Annotated in this window: 19 protein-coding genes and 1 tRNA gene; all 20 read left to right on the top strand. The window is 67.0% G+C overall.

Features of this window, described 5'->3' with window-relative positions; translation table 11 throughout:
• Positions 1–96 precede the first annotated feature (96 nt).
• A tRNA-Leu gene (locus tag ACAH01_RS07610) sits at positions 97–181 on the top strand.
• 23 nt (positions 182–204) lie between these two features.
• Positions 205–552, top strand: coding sequence for a 50S ribosomal protein L18e (locus ACAH01_RS07605; RefSeq protein ID WP_015763541.1), 348 nt, complete (start codon positions 205–207; stop codon positions 550–552).
• Positions 549–995 carry a 50S ribosomal protein L13 gene (locus tag ACAH01_RS07600; RefSeq protein WP_170094559.1) on the top strand — a complete coding sequence of 149 codons (447 nt, stop codon included), beginning with the start codon at positions 549–551 and terminating at the stop codon, positions 993–995. Before ACAH01_RS07605 ends, ACAH01_RS07600 begins: the two co-directional genes overlap by 4 nt.
• The gene (locus ACAH01_RS07595; RefSeq protein ID WP_015763543.1) at positions 989–1,387 is read left to right on the top strand and encodes a 30S ribosomal protein S9; all 399 of its coding nucleotides are present in this window, start codon (positions 989–991) and stop codon (positions 1,385–1,387) included. The genes ACAH01_RS07600 and ACAH01_RS07595 overlap by 7 nt, the downstream gene beginning before the upstream one ends.
• An 11-nt stretch (positions 1,388–1,398) precedes the next feature.
• The gene (locus tag ACAH01_RS07590; RefSeq protein ID WP_015763544.1) at positions 1,399–1,599 is read left to right on the top strand and encodes a DNA-directed RNA polymerase subunit N; all 201 of its coding nucleotides are present in this window, start codon (positions 1,399–1,401) and stop codon (positions 1,597–1,599) included.
• The gene (locus tag ACAH01_RS07585; protein ID WP_153553670.1) at positions 1,596–1,772 is read left to right on the top strand and encodes a DNA-directed RNA polymerase subunit K; all 177 of its coding nucleotides are present in this window, start codon (positions 1,596–1,598) and stop codon (positions 1,770–1,772) included. Before ACAH01_RS07590 ends, ACAH01_RS07585 begins: the two co-directional genes overlap by 4 nt.
• A complete protein-coding gene (gene eno, locus ACAH01_RS07580) occupies positions 1,772–2,977 on the top strand; it encodes a phosphopyruvate hydratase (protein WP_372480744.1) in 1,206 nt (401 codons plus the stop codon). Before ACAH01_RS07585 ends, eno begins: the two co-directional genes overlap by 1 nt.
• A complete protein-coding gene (gene rpsB, locus ACAH01_RS07575; RefSeq protein WP_015763547.1) occupies positions 2,974–3,753 on the top strand; it encodes a 30S ribosomal protein S2 in 780 nt (259 codons plus the stop codon). The genes eno and rpsB overlap by 4 nt, the downstream gene beginning before the upstream one ends.
• A 94-nt stretch (positions 3,754–3,847) precedes the next feature.
• A complete protein-coding gene (locus tag ACAH01_RS07570) occupies positions 3,848–4,231 on the top strand; it encodes a DUF5518 domain-containing protein (RefSeq protein ID WP_208626016.1) in 384 nt (127 codons plus the stop codon).
• A 1-nt stretch (position 4,232) separates the two neighbouring features.
• Positions 4,233–4,613: a DUF5518 domain-containing protein gene (locus ACAH01_RS07565; RefSeq protein ID WP_372480743.1), complete on the top strand. Its 381-nt coding sequence runs from the start codon at positions 4,233–4,235 to the stop codon at positions 4,611–4,613.
• A 58-nt stretch (positions 4,614–4,671) separates the two neighbouring features.
• Positions 4,672–6,006 carry a cytochrome P450 gene (locus tag ACAH01_RS07560; RefSeq protein ID WP_170094564.1) on the top strand — a complete coding sequence of 445 codons (1,335 nt, stop codon included), beginning with the start codon at positions 4,672–4,674 and terminating at the stop codon, positions 6,004–6,006.
• Between the two features lie 59 nt (positions 6,007–6,065).
• Complete coding sequence (mvk, locus tag ACAH01_RS07555) at positions 6,066–7,049, top strand: mevalonate kinase (protein ID WP_372480742.1); 984 nt, start codon at positions 6,066–6,068, stop codon at positions 7,047–7,049.
• A complete protein-coding gene (locus ACAH01_RS07550; RefSeq protein ID WP_372480741.1) occupies positions 7,046–7,798 on the top strand; it encodes an isopentenyl phosphate kinase in 753 nt (250 codons plus the stop codon). The genes mvk and ACAH01_RS07550 overlap by 4 nt, the downstream gene beginning before the upstream one ends.
• Before the next feature lie 64 nt (positions 7,799–7,862).
• On the top strand, positions 7,863–9,149 hold the full coding sequence (locus tag ACAH01_RS07545; protein ID WP_372480740.1) for a hypothetical protein: 1,287 nt from the start codon (positions 7,863–7,865) through the stop codon (positions 9,147–9,149).
• A gap of 266 nt (positions 9,150–9,415) precedes the next feature.
• Complete coding sequence (locus ACAH01_RS07540; RefSeq protein WP_372480739.1) at positions 9,416–10,762, top strand: RNase J family beta-CASP ribonuclease; 1,347 nt, start codon at positions 9,416–9,418, stop codon at positions 10,760–10,762.
• 1 nt (position 10,763) lies between these two features.
• On the top strand, positions 10,764–11,798 hold the full coding sequence (gene idsA3, locus ACAH01_RS07535) for a geranylfarnesyl diphosphate synthase (protein ID WP_372480738.1): 1,035 nt from the start codon (positions 10,764–10,766) through the stop codon (positions 11,796–11,798).
• 49 nt (positions 11,799–11,847) lie between these two features.
• Positions 11,848–13,587: a glutamate--tRNA ligase gene (locus tag ACAH01_RS07530; protein ID WP_372480737.1), complete on the top strand. Its 1,740-nt coding sequence runs from the start codon at positions 11,848–11,850 to the stop codon at positions 13,585–13,587.
• 122 nt (positions 13,588–13,709) lie between these two features.
• Complete coding sequence (locus ACAH01_RS07525) at positions 13,710–13,853, top strand: hypothetical protein (protein ID WP_170094571.1); 144 nt, start codon at positions 13,710–13,712, stop codon at positions 13,851–13,853.
• A 69-nt stretch (positions 13,854–13,922) separates the two neighbouring features.
• Entirely contained in the window at positions 13,923–14,849 is a 927-nt protein-coding gene (locus ACAH01_RS07520; protein WP_372480736.1) for an alpha/beta hydrolase fold domain-containing protein, read from the top strand.
• Positions 14,850–14,902: 53 nt separating this feature from the next.
• Positions 14,903–15,232 (top strand): ferredoxin family protein, encoded by a 330-nt coding sequence (locus ACAH01_RS07515; RefSeq protein ID WP_015763560.1) that lies wholly within the window; start codon positions 14,903–14,905, stop codon positions 15,230–15,232.
• Positions 15,233–15,398 lie beyond the last annotated feature (166 nt).

The raw sequence follows: 15,398 nt of genomic DNA, 5'->3' as shown, positions 1-15,398 counted from the left end.
CCCCTGCCCCAACCGCACCGATGATCGCGACGCCACCCCGCGCCAGCGTGAGGATCGAAAGCGGTTTTACGGGGCAAACAAAACGACCTATTGCGAGCAGGGATAGCCAAGTTTGGCCAACGGCGCAGCGTTCAGGGCGCTGTCCCGTAGGGGTCCGCAGGTTCAAATCCTGCTCCCTGCACTTTCTCACACAGGAGGAACGTCATGAGTAAGACTAATCCGAGACTCAGTAGTCTCATCGCCGACCTGAAATCCGCCGCCCGTTCGGGCGCGGACGTCTGGGGCGACATCGCCGAGCGTCTCGAAAAGCCACGACGCACGCACGCGGAAGTCAACCTCGGCCGTATCGAACGATACGCCCAGGAAGACGAGACCGTCATCGTGCCCGGCAAGGTGCTCGGTTCCGGCGTCCTGCAGAAGGACGTGACCGTCGCAGCTGTCGACTTCTCCGGAACGGCCGAGAAGAAGATCGACCAGGTTGGAGAGGCAGTATCGCTCGAAACCGCAGTCGAACAGAACCCCGAGGGCTCGGAGGTGCGCATCATCCAATGAGCGTCGCAGAATTCGACGCGGACGTCGTCGTCGACGCCCGCGACTGCATCTTCGGACGCGTCGCTTCCAACGTCGCACAGCGCGCGCTCGACGGCGAGACGATCGCCGTCGTCAACGCCGAAGAGGCCGTCATCACGGGTAACGAGGACCAGATCATGGAGAAGTTCCAGAAGCGCCGAGAGATCGGCTCCGATCGAGGTCCGTACTACCCGAAGCGACCGGACGGCATCTTCAAGCGCTCGATCCGCGGGATGCTTCCCCACAAGAAGACCCGCGGTCGCGAGGCACTCTCGAACGTCCGCGTCTACGTGGGCAACCCCTACGAGGACCACGACCTCGACGCGGAGATTCTGGAGGGGACCTCGCTGGATCGACTGTCGAACATCAAGTTCGTCTCGCTCGGAGACGTCAGCGAATCCATCGGAGCGAACGTAACATGGTAACGAACACCTCTGGCAAGAAGAAGACGGCCGTCGCCCGCGCGACCGTTCGCGAGGGCGAGGGTCGGGTACGTATCGACTCCCAGCCGGTCGAGCTGGTCGATCCCGAGCTGGCCCAGCTGAAGATGCTGGAGCCGTTCCGGATCGCCGACGACGACCTGCGCGAGCAGGTCGACGTGGAGGTCTCCGTCGAAGGTGGCGGCGTCATGGGCCAGGCCGACGCGGCCCGGACCGCGATCGCACGCGGCCTCGTCGACCACACCAACGACGCCGAGCTCCGTGACGCGTTCATGGAGTTCGACCGCTCGCTGCTGGTCAACGACGTTCGCCAGTCCGAAGCCAAGAAGTGGGGCGGCCCCGGCGCACGGGCCCGCTACCAGAAGTCCTACCGCTAAGGTGATATGATATGATGGTACCGGTCCGGTGTTTCACCTGTGGTAACGTCGTCGCCGAGCACTGGGAGGAGTTCAAGGCCCGCACCCGCGAAGCCGAGGAGCCAGAGGACCCCGAAAAGGTCCTCGACGAACTCGGCGTCGAGCGGCACTGCTGTCGCCGGATGCTCGTCTCGCACAAGGACCTCGTCGACATCGTGGCACCCTATCAATGATGGTTCAGGAAAACCGCTACGAGAAGGCGCGGATCATCGGTGCGCGAGCGCTGCAGGTGGCTTTCGGTGCGCCGGTGCTCATCGACACCGAGCAGACCCAGCCGATCCTCATCGCGGCCGAGGAGTACGACGCTGGCGTCCTGCCCTTCACAGTTCGACGAGGTGACAACTGATGACGCTCATCACGGACGTACGACTGCGCCGCGTGCTCGACTCGCGTGGCAACGCGACGGTCGAGGCCGACGTGCTCACCGAGAGTGGCGGCTTCGGACGCGGCAAGGCACCGAGCGGAGCGAGTACCGGCGAGTACGAGGCCATCGAGTTGCCTGCCAACGAGGCGATCGCACGGGCACGCGAGGACGCGCTGCCCCGACTGATCGGCGAGGTTCACGCCGGCAATCAGCGTGACGTCGACGCGGCGCTTCACGCGGCAGACGGGACCGACGACTTCTCGGAGATCGGGGCCAACAGCGCCGTCGCCATCTCGATGGCGGCCGCGAAGGCCGGAGCCGACGTGCTCGGTGCGCCGTTGTACCAGCACCTCGGTGGCACGTTCCGGGGCAACGAGTACCCGACGCCGCTTGGCAACATCATCGGCGGCGGCGAACACGCCGCGGACGCGACGAACATCCAGGAGTTCCTCGCAGCACCCGTCGGTGCGCCAAGCGTCGAGGACGCCGTCTTCGCCAACGCCGCGGTCCACCAGGAAGTCCACGACATCCTCGCCGAGCGGGACCTGCCCGCCGGAAAGGGTGACGAGGGCGCGTGGGCACCGTCGATCTCCGACGACGAGGCCTTCGAGATCATGGCCGAGGCGGTCGAGACCGTCGCGGACGATCTCGGCTTCGCGATCTCCTTCGGCCTGGACGTGGCCGGCGCGGAACTGTACGACGCCGAGGAGGACGGCTACGTCTACGACGATCAGATCCGCTCGGCCGAGGAGCAGATCGACTACATCGCCCAGAAGGTCGAGGAGTACGACCTCGTCTACGTCGAGGACCCGCTCGACGAGAACGACTACGAGGCCTTCGCCGACCTGACCGACCGGGTCGGCGACCAGACGCTGATCTGTGGCGACGACTTGTTCGTCACCAACGTCGAGCGCCTGCAGGCCGGTATCAACGCCGGTGCAGCGAACTCCATCCTCATCAAGCCCAACCAGATCGGGACGCTCACGGACGCCGTGGACGCCATCGAACTGGCCCGGGACAACGGGTACGCGTCGGTCGTCTCCCACCGCAGCGGTGAGACGGAAGACGCCACGATCGCACACCTCGCCGTCGCGACCGACGCACCGTTCATCAAGACGGGCGCGGTCGGTGGCGAGCGAACAGCCAAGCTGAACGAACTCATCCGAATCGAGGACAACGCAGTATGAGCGGCAACGAAAACGAAGGTCTCGACGCAGAGGACTCCGACTTCGACCCCGAAGACGACGTCGAAGCAGAGGCCGACGCCGAGGCTACCGACACTGAGGAACCGGCCGCCGACGCCGAGGCCAGCGAGGCCGACGCGGAGGCTGAAGAAGCTGACGAGGGACCGTCCCTCGACGAGGACGTCATGCCCGACGACGAGGCAGACCTCCTCATCCCCGTCGAGGAGTACCTCGGCGCGGGCGTCCACATCGGGACCCAGCAGAAGACCCAGGACATGGAGCGGTTCATCCACCGCGTCCGGACCGACGGGCTGTACGTGCTGGACGTCTCGATGACGGACTCGCGCATCCGCACGGCAGCGGACTTCCTCGCGAACTACGACCCCGAGCAGATCCTCGTGGCCTCCTCGCGACAGTACGGTCGGTTCCCGGCCGAGAAGTTCGCCGACGCCGTCGGTGCGCGGGCCCGGACCGGTCGATTCATCCCGGGGACGCTGACCAACCCCGACTACGACGGGTACATCGAGCCCGACGTGGTCGTCGTCACGGACCCGATCGGTGACGCCCAGGCCGTCAAAGAGGCCATCACCGTCGGCATCCCGGTCATCGCGATGTGTGACTCCAACAACACCACCGCGAACGTCGACCTGGTCGTCCCGACGAACAACAAGGGGCGCAAGGCACTGTCGGTCGTCTACTGGCTACTGGCCAACGAGACGCTCGACCGCCGTGGCTCGGACACCGTCTACGAGCTCGCCGACTTCGAGAGCGAACTGTAGACGCCTCCCGATTTTCCGTTCTCACAGACCCGGTAGCGACTGCGATCACCGCCGGACGGGATAGTTTAAGAGCGACGGCGGTGAACGACGCCACATGGCACAAGGAGATACGCTCGTCAACGCCCTGATCGGTGCAGCCGTCGGCACCGTCGCCGGTGCAGTGTTGCCCCTCGGACCGTTACTGGGCGGACTCACGGCGGGCTATCTGGAAGGTGGCGATCGCTCGGACGGACTCCGCGTTGGTCTCTACGCCGGTCTGGTGGCGCTGATCCCACTCGGACTCGGCGGATTCGTGGTCGGCTCTCTGTTCGGGCTCTTCGCGATCGGTGTCGGTCCCGACGGATTCGCCTTCGGGGTGCTGGGGATCGCGTTCATGCTGCTGTTGTTCGCTCTCTACGTCGCTTACGTCGTGGGCTTTAGCGCACTGGGTGGCTGGCTCGGCAACTACGTGAAGTACGACACTGAAATCGGCTCGTGAGATGACCGGGCTGTTCCGTGACGCTGGGTGGGGCGCGGCGGTGACGGTCGTCCTCTCGATGCTCCCCTTTTCGCCCGTCGTGGGCGGTGCCGTCGCGAGCCACCGGCGTGGCTGTCGCTACGCGACTGGCCTGGCCGTCGGCCTGCTCTCTGGCGTCGTCGCCGCGATTCCGCTGCTCGTGTTGTTCGTGCCGACGCTGTTGGTCGTCGGCTGGCTCGGCTACGGCGTCCCGCCGTCGTCGCCGGCCTACGATCTCTTTCTGGCCATCGTCTTCGGACTGTTCGGGCTCTACACGGTCGGACTGAGCGGGCTGGGCGGGCTCGGCGGCGTCTGGGCGCGTCGCCACACCGACTGGGACCTCGATCCCGCCCGGTGGCTGTAGGTCGATGGACTGTCGGTTTGGTACACGATTCAAACGTCGAGCGCCCGTAGATCACACGATGGCAGAGACTCCGCCGGGGCCGAAGGGAGAACCGCTGTTCGGAAGCAGTCGCACGTACGCCCAGGACCCGTTCCGGTTCGTCGAGGCGCTCGAATCGGCGTACGGCGGCGTCGCACGCTTCGACATGGGGCCGATGGACACCCTCCTGATCGCAGAGCCGGCGCTCGTCCAGCAGATTCTCGTCGACGACGACTCGAAGTATCGGAAGCCGGACTTTCAGGACGACGCGCTGGGTGACCTGCTGGGAGACGGGCTCCTGCTGAGCGAGGGCGACACCTGGCAAGAACAGCGCAAGCTGGCGAACCCGGCCTTCAGCATGGCACGCCTCGCGGACATGGACGACAGGATCGTCGACCACGCCGAGTCCCTCGTCGCCGACTGGCAGGACGGTTCGGTGGTCGACGCCGAACGCGGGATGACCCACGTCACGCTCGACGTGATCCTCGACCTGATGATGGGCGTCGAGTTGCCAGACGAGCGCGTGACGACCGTGCAGGACCAGCTCGTCCCGCTGGGGGCGCGGTTCGAGCCCGACCCAATCCGCTTCGCGATGCCCGAGTGGGTGCCCATGCCAGACGACGCCGAGTTCGACGCGGCGGTGGAGACGCTCGACGGCGTGCTCGACGACATCTTCGAGCGCCGTCGGGGAACGACCGGCGGCGAGGACGGCCCGATGGACTTCCTCTCGATCCTCATGCGGGCACGGGATCGCGGCGAGCAGTCCGAAGAGCAGTTGCGCGACGAGATGATGACGATGCTGCTCGCGGGCCACGACACCACTGCGCTGACGCTGACGTACACGTGGTTCCTCCTCTCGGAACACCCCGAGGTCGAGCAGCGACTCCACGAGGAGATCGACGCGGTCGTGGGTGACGAACGGCCGACGATCGACCACGTCCAGGAACTTGAGTACCTCGACTGGGTGATCGACGAGTCGATGCGCATGTACCCGCCCGTGTACACGATCTTCCGGACGCCGACCGAGCCGGTCGAACTCGGTGGGTACGACGTTGCGCCGTCGACGGTCCTCATGCTGCCACAGTGGGCCGTCCATCACTCCGAGCGCCACTGGGAGAACCCGGAGGAGTTCGACCCCGAACGGTGGGCTCCGGAACGGAGCGAGGGTCGGCACCGCTTCGCCTTCTTCCCCTTCGGTGGCGGCCCCCGCCACTGTATCGGCAAGCACCTCGCGCTGCTGGAGGCGAAGCTGATCGTCGCGACGGTCGCCAGCGACTACCGGCTCCGCTTCGAGGGCGAGACGCCGCTGGAACTCATGCCGTCGCTGACGGTCCACCCGCGCCAGGAGATGTCGATGCGGGTCGAGGAGCGGTAAGGGCGAGAGACGGAGCCGGTTTCAACGGTTACTATACGGATGGCCACGCAGGGCCGAGTATGGTTACAGCGAGCGCTCCCGGGAAGGTGTACCTCTTCGGGGAGCACGCGGTGGTCTACGGCGAGCCGGCGGTCCCCTGCGCGATCGAGCGCCGCGCTCGCGTGACCGCCGAGGAACGGACAGAGGGGCTCCGAGTTCACCTCGACGATCTCACGCTGGACGGCTTCACGATCGAGTACAGCGGCGACGCGACGGATCGACCGGACGTGAACGTCTCCGAGTCACTCGTCGAGGCGGGCGTCGGCTACATCAACGAGGCCGTCGAGCAGGCACGCGACGCCGCCGACGCGCCGGACGCGGGCTTCGAGATCAGCGTCGAGAGCTCCATCCCGCTGGGAGCCGGGATCGGTTCGTCGGCGGCCGTCGTCGTCGGCGTCATCAAGGCGGCGACGGCGGAGCTGGGCGTCGAACTCGACGCTCGGGAGGTGGCCGAGCGAGCCTATCGCGTCGAGCACACCGTCCAAGACGGGGAAGCGTCGCGAGCCGATACGTTCTGCTCGGCGATGGGCGGTGCCGTTCGCGTCGAGGGCGACGACTGTCGGCGCATCGAGGGCGTCGACACGCTCCCGTTCGTCATCGGCTACGACGGCGGGGCCGGAGATACCGGCGCGCTCGTCGCTGGCGTCAGGCAGCTCCGCTCGGAGTACGACTTCGCGGCGGACACGGTGGAGGCGATCGGCGACATCGTCCGCGAGGGCGAGCAGGCACTGCAGGACGGCGACCTGAGCGAGCTGGGTGAGCTGATGGACTTCAACCACGGCCTGCTCTCGGCGCTGGGGGTCTCCTCGCGATCCCTGGACAGCATGGTCTGGGCGGCGCGAGACGCGGGCGCGCTGGGCGCGAAGCTCACGGGTGCTGGCGGCAACGGCTGTGTCGTCGCGCTGGACGAGACCGACGCGACGGAGACCGCGCTCTCGTACACGCCAGGCTGTGAGAACGCGTTCCGCGCGGCGCTAGACACCGAGGGGGTTCGGATCGAATGAGTCGCGAGACGGTCGTCCTGAAACTGGGCGGGAGCGTCGTTACCGAGAAGAACCGTCCGGAGACGGTCGACACGGCGACACTGGAGCGAGTCGTCGCCGCGGTCGCCGAGAGCGACGCCGCACTCGTGGTCGTCCACGGCGGCGGGAGTTTCGGCCACCACCACGCGGACGAACACGGCGTCTCGACGACCACCGGGACCCGCGACCCCGAGGGGGCGCTCGCGATCCACGACGCGATGGTGGAGTTGAACCGCGCCGTCGTCGAAGCCCTACAAGCGGCCGGGGTCGCCGCGCTCCCGGTCCAGCCGCTGTCGGCGGCCGCCCGCGACGAGGACGGAGCGCTCTCGCTGGCGACCGACCCCGTCGAACGGCTCCTCGACGAGGGGTTCGTCCCCGTCTTGCACGGCGACGTGATCGCCCACGAGGGCGAAGGCGTGACGGTCCTCTCTGGCGACGAACTCGTCGTGGCGCTCGCGCCGGCCGTCGACGCCGACCGAGTCGGACTGTGCTCGACCGTCCCGGGAGTGCTCGACGACACGGGATCGGTCGTCGACCAGGTCGACGCCTTCGCGGACGTAGCCGACGCGGTCGGCGACAGCGACGCGACCGACGTGACCGGTGGCATGGCCGGGAAGGTACGGGCGTTGCTGGGACTTGGCGTGCCCGCCCAGATCTTCGGGCCGGACGCCCTCGATGCCTTCCTCGCCGGGGAAGCGCCGGGAACGACGATCGCCGGTGGCCGGGAGTAGCCGGGTCGACCACACCTCTCACCTGGGCGAAACCTATTTGTTCGCGTTGGCTATTGTCCAACGTATGGCAGTAGTCGGAATCAGTGGCGTTTTCAGGTACGGCACCCGCTTTCTCGCCCATCTACTCGTCGTGACACTGGTCGGTATCGTCCTCGTGTTGACCGGCAACCTCCTCGGTGGGTTCCTCACCGGCACGATCGCGAGTCCCGGTTTCAGAGCCCCGGCCACGACGACCGGCTGGGGCGGCGTCGCGATCGGCCTCGTCGGCGTCCTCGCGACGATCGGGGGCGTCAGCGGACTGTTGTTCAAGCTCGTCGCCGACGGGACGGCCGTCGGGACGCGCTCGGTCCTCGAATCGGAGGGCCAACTCGACAGTGCCACCGCAGACGCCGACGAGAGAGCAGACGACGGTGTAGAGGCGAGCGACGAGACCGACACCGTCCAGAGCGACGCTCCCGACACGGAGCCGGTCGCACAGAGCGAGCCAGAGAGTCAGACACCGCCGGAGACCGACCAGCAAGACCCGCAGACGGCGTCTGAACGGTCGAGCCCCGAGCAAGTGGCCGGACAGCCCGACGCCGAGGCACCGTCCGAACAGCGTCCTGCTGCACAGGTGGAGAACGATCCTCGACAGCCGGACCAGCCAGTCGCCGAGTCACGAACCCCCGAGGCGGTCGAGCCACAGCCGACGGACGAGGGTGCGTCGGGAGCAGAGCCCACTGCCCAACAGCCCGACCAGCCCGGACCGCTGGACGAGCCAGCGGGCGACCAGTCCGCGGAGGAGCGCCCGAGTCGCCAGCCACTCGACGAACCGGGAGACAGCCAGCCCGGGGCCGAACCGGCGGCGAGTCGATCCGAGACCGAGCCGAGGGACGACCAGCCTCCGAACGAGCCCGCGAGCGACCGACCGGTCGACGACTCTGTCGGGAGCCAGCCCGAACCGGACGACGGACCGAGCGACGACCCGTCGAGTGGCGGACAGCCCGAGTGGACGCCGCCGGACCCCGAAGAGTTCGAACAGCACCAGTCGACCCAGGACGACCAGTCCGACGGAGAGACCGAGGTCGAGGAGTCGTCACCGCAAGAGGATCCCTTCGTCGACAAACAGCCCACAGCCGACGAGACGCGCCTCGTCGACGACGAGCAGTTCGACGACTCGGTCGAGAGTGCAACGAGCTGGGAGGACCTCCAGGAGACCGCCGCCGACAGCACGACGGGCGACGAGGACGAGGAGACCACGTCCGGCGGCGACGCCTACGAAGACGATCTCGACGACGAGGACGAGAGCAGCTACTCCTTCGAGACCAAGGGCGACGGCGATCCGCTTTCGGACGCACTCGACGGCGAGTAGCCCGCGCAACACTCCCGTCGCGGAACCCCGCCGTTTTTAACAGCGGCCGTCGTAGGCCCAGGTAACCGAGCGTACGGCCGCCCGGCGAGCGGGAGGCGGCCGGCGGACGACGGTCGGGAACAACTGGTTCCCACCCCTTCGCGTGATCCGGGGCTACGGGGCGACCCGGTCGGCCTGCGGACCACAGGACCTGTCGAGCGAGCGATCGACGAACTGTCGTAGCCGGTACCCCCCGCGTTCGTGCGGCCTTACTCGGAGAGGCAACTATGGAAGTAGAAATCGCAACGATTGGCGGTTACGAAGAGGTTGGCCGACAGATGACGGCCGTTCGCGCGGGCGACGACATCGTCATCTTCGACATGGGCCTGAACCTCTCGAAGGTACTGATTCACGACAACGTCGAGACCGAGCGGATGCACTCGCTCGACCTCATCGACATGGGTGCGATCCCGGACGACCGCGTCATGTCCGAACTCGAGGGCGACGTGAAGGCCATCGTGCCGACACACGGCCACCTCGACCACATCGGCGCGATCTCGAAGCTCGCACACCGCTACGACGCGCCCATCGTCGCGACGCCGTTCACGATCGAGCTGGTCAAACAGCAGATCAAGAGCGAGGAGAAGTTCGGCGTCCAGAACGATCTGGTGAAGATGGAAGCCGGCGGCACGATGTCCATCGGCGACAAGAACGAACTGGAGTTCGTCAACGTCACACACTCGGTCATCGACGCCATCAACCCCGTGCTCCACACGCCTGAAGGGTCCGTCGTCTACGGTCTCGACAAGCGGATGGACCACACGCCGGTGCTGGGCGACCCCATCGACATGAAGCGGTTCCGAGAGATCGGTCGCGAGGGCGAGGGCGTCCTCTGTTACATCGAGGACTGTACGAACGCCGGCCGGAAGGGCCGGACGCCCTCCGAGTCCGTCGCGCGCCGCCACCTCAAAGACGTCATGACCAGCGTCGAGGACTACGACGGCGGGATCGTCGCGACGACGTTCTCCTCGCACATCGCCCGTGTGAAGTCCCTGGTCGAGTTCGCAGACGAGATCGGTCGACAGCCGGTCCTGCTGGGCCGCTCGATGGAGAAGTACTCCGGGACCGCGGAGCGCCTCGACTTCGTCGACTTCCCCGACGATCTGGGGATGTACGGCCACCGCAAGTCCGTCGACCGCACGTTCAAACGGATCATGAACGACGGCAAGGAGAACTTCCTGCCGATCGTCACCGGCCACCAGGGCGAGCCCCGCGCGATGCTCACCCGCATGGGCCGTGGCGAGACGCCCTACGAGCTGGAAGACGGCGACAAGGTCATCTTCTCGGCGCGGGTCATCCCCGAGCCGTCCAACGAGGGCCAGCGCTACCAGTCCGAACAGCTCCTGAAGATGCAGGGCGCGCGCCTCTACGACGACATCCACGTCTCGGGGCACCTCCGCGAGGAAGGCCACTACGAGATGCTGCAGGCGCTCCAGCCCCAGAACGTCATCCCGGCTCACCAGAGCATGTCCGGGTTCGCACCGTACGTCAGCCTCTGTGAGAGCCAGGGCTACAAGCTCGGTCGCGATCTGCACGCGACCAGTAACGGCAACCGGATCACGCTGGTCGAGTAGGATGGCTCGTCAAGAGGACGTCGAGGCGGCGATCGTCGCCCGCCGCGAGCAGGTCAACGACGCGATCGAGCGAGAGCTTCCGGTCGACGAACCCGAGGAGCTCTACGAGGCGTCGCGGTACCTGATGGACGCCGGTGGGAAGCGGCTCCGTCCGACGATGCTGCTGCTGGCGGCCGAGTCACTCGCCGACGTCGAGCCACAGTCGACGGACTACCGATCGTTCCCGACCGTCGACGGCGGCGAGATCGACGTGTTGCGTGCCGCCGTCGGCATCGAGACGATCCAGTCCTTTACCCTGATCCACGACGACATCATGGACGACGACGACCTGCGTCGCGGGGTCCCGGCGGTCCACCGCGAGTACGACCTCTCGACGGCGATCCTCGCGGGCGACACGCTGTTCTCGAAGGCCTTCGAGTACATGCTGGATACGGGCGCGGAGCCGGAGCGATCCGTCGCCGCGACGAAGCGACTCGCCCAGACGTGTACGGAGATCTGTGAGGGCCAGTCGTTCGACATCGACTTCGAGAGTCGCGCGGCGGTCACGACCGACGAGTACCTCGACATGGTCGAGCTGAAGACGGCTGTGCTGTACGCGGCCTCGGCGTCGATCCCGGCACAGCTGATGGGTGCCGAGGAAGCCGTCGAACCGCTCTACGGTTACGGGCTCGACGTGGGACGGGCCTTCCAGATCCAGGACGACTTGCTGGACCTGACGACGCCCTCGGAGAAACTGGGCAAGCAACGCGGCTCCGATCTCGTCGAGGAAAAGCAGACGATCATCACGCTGCACGCCCGCCAGCAGGGCGTCGACGTGGAGGGCCTCGTCGAGACCGACTCCGTCGAGGCGGTCACCGAGAGCGAGATCGACGACGCCGTCGCCGAACTCGAAGCCGCCGGGAGCATCGAGTTCGCCCGCGAGACGGCCCACGACCTGATCGCCAGCGGGAAAGAGCGCCTCGAAGTGCTGCCGGACAACGAGCCACGCCAGCTACTGGCGGGGATCGCCGACTACCTCGTCGAGCGCGAGTACTGACGGGAACCGTTCCGACGTAATTTTCACCCCGCCCCGCCGACGTGCGTGTATGGACGACGATCTACGCGCCCGCGTCGAAGACGCCGCCGAGAAAGCGGCGCTGACGAACGCGGTCAAGCACGACAGCGAGGCACAGGTCGGAGCGATCATGGGACCGTTGATGGGCGAGCACCCGGACTTTCGCGAGTACGGCGACGAGATTCCCGGCGTCATCTCGCCGGTCATCGAGCGCGTCAACGGGATGGACGCCGACGAGCGCCGCGAGCGACTGGCCGAGATCGCACCCGACGTGCTCGACGACCTGGAGAGTGAGGACGAAGAAGACGACCAGCCCCTGCCGGACCTCCCGAACGTCTCCGAGTACGACGAGGTCCGGATGCGACTGGCACCGAACCCCAACGGGCCGTGGCACCTCGGGAGCGCCCGGATGCCGGCCGTCATCGGGACGTACAAGGAGATGTACGACGGGTGGATGCTGTGTCGCTTCGACGACACCGACCCCGAGACCAAGCGGCCGGATCTGAACGCCTACGACGAGATCCGCGACGCGATCGACTACCTCGGCTTCGAGCCCGACGAAGTGATCACGGCCAGCGACCGGGTCGAGACCTACTACGAGTACGCCAGCGAACTGATCGAGAAGGGCGGGGCCTACACCTGCTCGTGCCCGCAGGCGGAGTTCTCCGACATGAAAAACAGCGGTGAGGCCTGTCCACACCGCGAGAAAGACGTCGAGCAGGTCCACGCCGAGTTCGAGGCGATGATCGACGGCGACTACGAGAGCGGCGAGATGGTGCTGCGGGTGAAGACGGACATCGAGCACAAGAATCCCGCACTGCGCGACTGGGTCGCGTTCCGCATGATCGACACGCCCCATCCACGCGAGGAGGCCAGCGACTACCGCTGCTGGCCGATGCTCGACTTCCAGAGCGGGCTCGACGACCACCTCACGGAGATCACCCACATCATCCGCGGGATCGACCTCCAGGACTCGGCAAAGCGCCAGCAGTTCCTCTACGACTACTTCGACTGGGAGTACCCGGAAGTGCTCCACTGGGGCCACGTCCAGATCGACGCCTACGACGTGCCGATGTCGACCTCGACGATCATCGAGAAGATCGAGGCCGGCGAACTCACCGGCTGGGACGACCCGCGCGCGCCGACGATCGCGAGCCTCCGTCGCCGGGGCATCCGCGGCGAGGCCATCGTCGAGGCGATGACGGGGCTTGGCACCTCCACCTCGAACGTCGACCTGGCGATGTCGGCGATCTACGCGAACAACCGCGAGCTGATCGACGACGACGCCGACCGGGCCTTCCTCGTCCGCGACGCCGAGGAGGCCGGCGGGATCGTCGAGTGTCAGGTCGTCGGCGGGCCCGAGACCGGGGAGCCGTACGTCCACCCGGACCACGAGGACCGCGGCCGGCGAGCGATTCCGGTTGATGATGCCGTCGTCGTCGAGGGCGACGATCTGCCGCCCCACGGCGAGCGTGTCTGGCTCAAGGGCTACGGCTGCGTTCGCCACACTCGCGACGCGCTGGAGTACACCGGCGACGACCTCGACGTGGTGACCGACGGGGACGTCGACGTGATCCACTGGGCACCCGCGGACGGCCCGAGCGTCCGACTGCGAACGATGGACGGGGACGTGAGCGGGATCGCGGAGCCCGGCGTGACCGACTACGAGGCCGACGACGTAGTCCAGTTCGAGCGCGTCGGCTTCGCCCGGATCGACGCGGTCGGCGAGAGCGAGGACGAGGACGTGCTGGCGTACTACGCTCACCCCTGATACTGCTGGCTGTCCGTCTGTGAAGAATTCCGCGACCCGTGGTCGCGAATATCCCGGAGCAGTTACCGCCGGCAGTACGGGGCGGCACCACGCTTTTGTCTCGCCCGCTGTGGGGACTAGACATGGACCCGATCCCAGGTGGCGAGTGCCAGCGGAGCGACGAGTCCGAATCCGACGACGGGACCTGCGACCGCTGTGGTCGCGAACTGGAGTGGACGCTCGATCCCGACGGCGTCCAGCGACGCGAGTGCCCACACTGCGACTAGGCGGGCCAGCGTCGCGGGGCAGGGCAGACTCCGACGAGCACTTGTATCGGCGGACCGATCTTTCCGGGAGTGACGACTGACACCAGCGGGACGGTCCATTCCGAGATCGCGTTCCACGAGACACCGGTGCGGACGCTCCGGCTCGACGTGTACGAGCCCCGCGAGAGCGGGCCGCGACCGACCGTCGTCCTGTTCCACGGCGGGGCCTTCCGTTCGGGCGAGAAGACCCAGCTGGCCGAACAGGCGCGTGCTCTGGCCGACGCGGGATACGTCGTCGTGACCCCGGAGTACCGGCTCGCCGACGAGGCGACGTTCCCGGCCGCGCTGATCGACGCCAAGGCGGCGGTCGAGTGGTGTCGCGTCGAGGGTGCGGAGTACGGGATCGATCCCGAGCGGCTCGCGGCGGCGGGCTACTCAGCGGGAGCGAACCTCGCGACGCTCGTCTCCGTGACGGCCGACGAGCCGGGTTTCGAGCCAGAGGCCTACCCCGGCGCGTCTTCGGCGGTCGCGGCCGCCGTCGGCTGGGCCGGCATCTACGACTTCCGGTGTTTCGACGCGGACCCGGACGCCCACGTCGACTACCTGGGCGGGACGCGTGAGGCGATGCCCGAGGCCTACGACTTCGCGTCGCCGATGGGCCAGACGGACGTGGGGACACCCCCGACGCTGGTCGTCCACGGCGACGCCGACGAGGTCCTCCCGATCGAGCAGGCCCGGCGGTACGCCGACGCCGTCGACGCGCTGTCGATTGGGGCGTTCGTGGTGATCGACGGGGGCGACCACAGCTTCCCGGACGACGCCTTCGACCGGACGATCGAGGAGACCGTCCAGTTCCTCACGGCACAGTTGGGCGGTCAGCGCGACGAGCGGCGGCCGCCGGACGACGGGCCGCTAAACGGTGGGCCACTGGACGACGGACCGCTGGGCGACGGCGTGGCTGGCGAGGGTCTCGACACCGGCAAACCGACGGACGACGAACGGATCGGCCGGCGGTAGCACACACCGGTATCAAAGGCTTAAGTGCGTGCCAGCGGAGTATGTAGGTACCAATGGCTATCGATCCCGAGTTCGAGGAGAACCGCGACATCGCCGAGGACCACGAGGGCCACTCGGTGTGGGGGCCGGTCGAGGAGCCCGAGACGCTGGGCATCCACGGAACGCACGTCGCCGTCGACTTCGACATCTGTATCGCCGACGGTGCCTGTCTGGAGGACTGTCCGGTCGACGTGTTCGAGTGGGTCGACACGCCGGACCACCCCGAGAGCGAGATCAAGGCAGATCCGGCCCACGAGGACCAGTGTATCGACTGCATGCTCTGTGTCGACGTGTGTCCCGTCGACGCCATCGACGTCGACCCGGGTCGGGCCGGCCGCATCTGACCGTCTCTTTCTGATACTGTCGGCTGTCACTTCGTGAAGAGCTTCGTCACCTCGGGGTGGCGAAATCGGTCACAGATGTACAGCCGGTAGTATGACTGCGTTTTCACCACTCGACAGCACCGCGGCGGTTCGCCGACCTCGTGTCAGGAGAATATCCAGCACAAAC

Source organism: Halomicrobium sp. HM KBTZ05 (genome assembly GCF_041530035.1).
Classification (GTDB): domain Archaea; phylum Halobacteriota; class Halobacteria; order Halobacteriales; family Haloarculaceae; genus Halomicrobium.
This window is presented reverse-complemented; position numbering and strand designations above follow the sequence as displayed.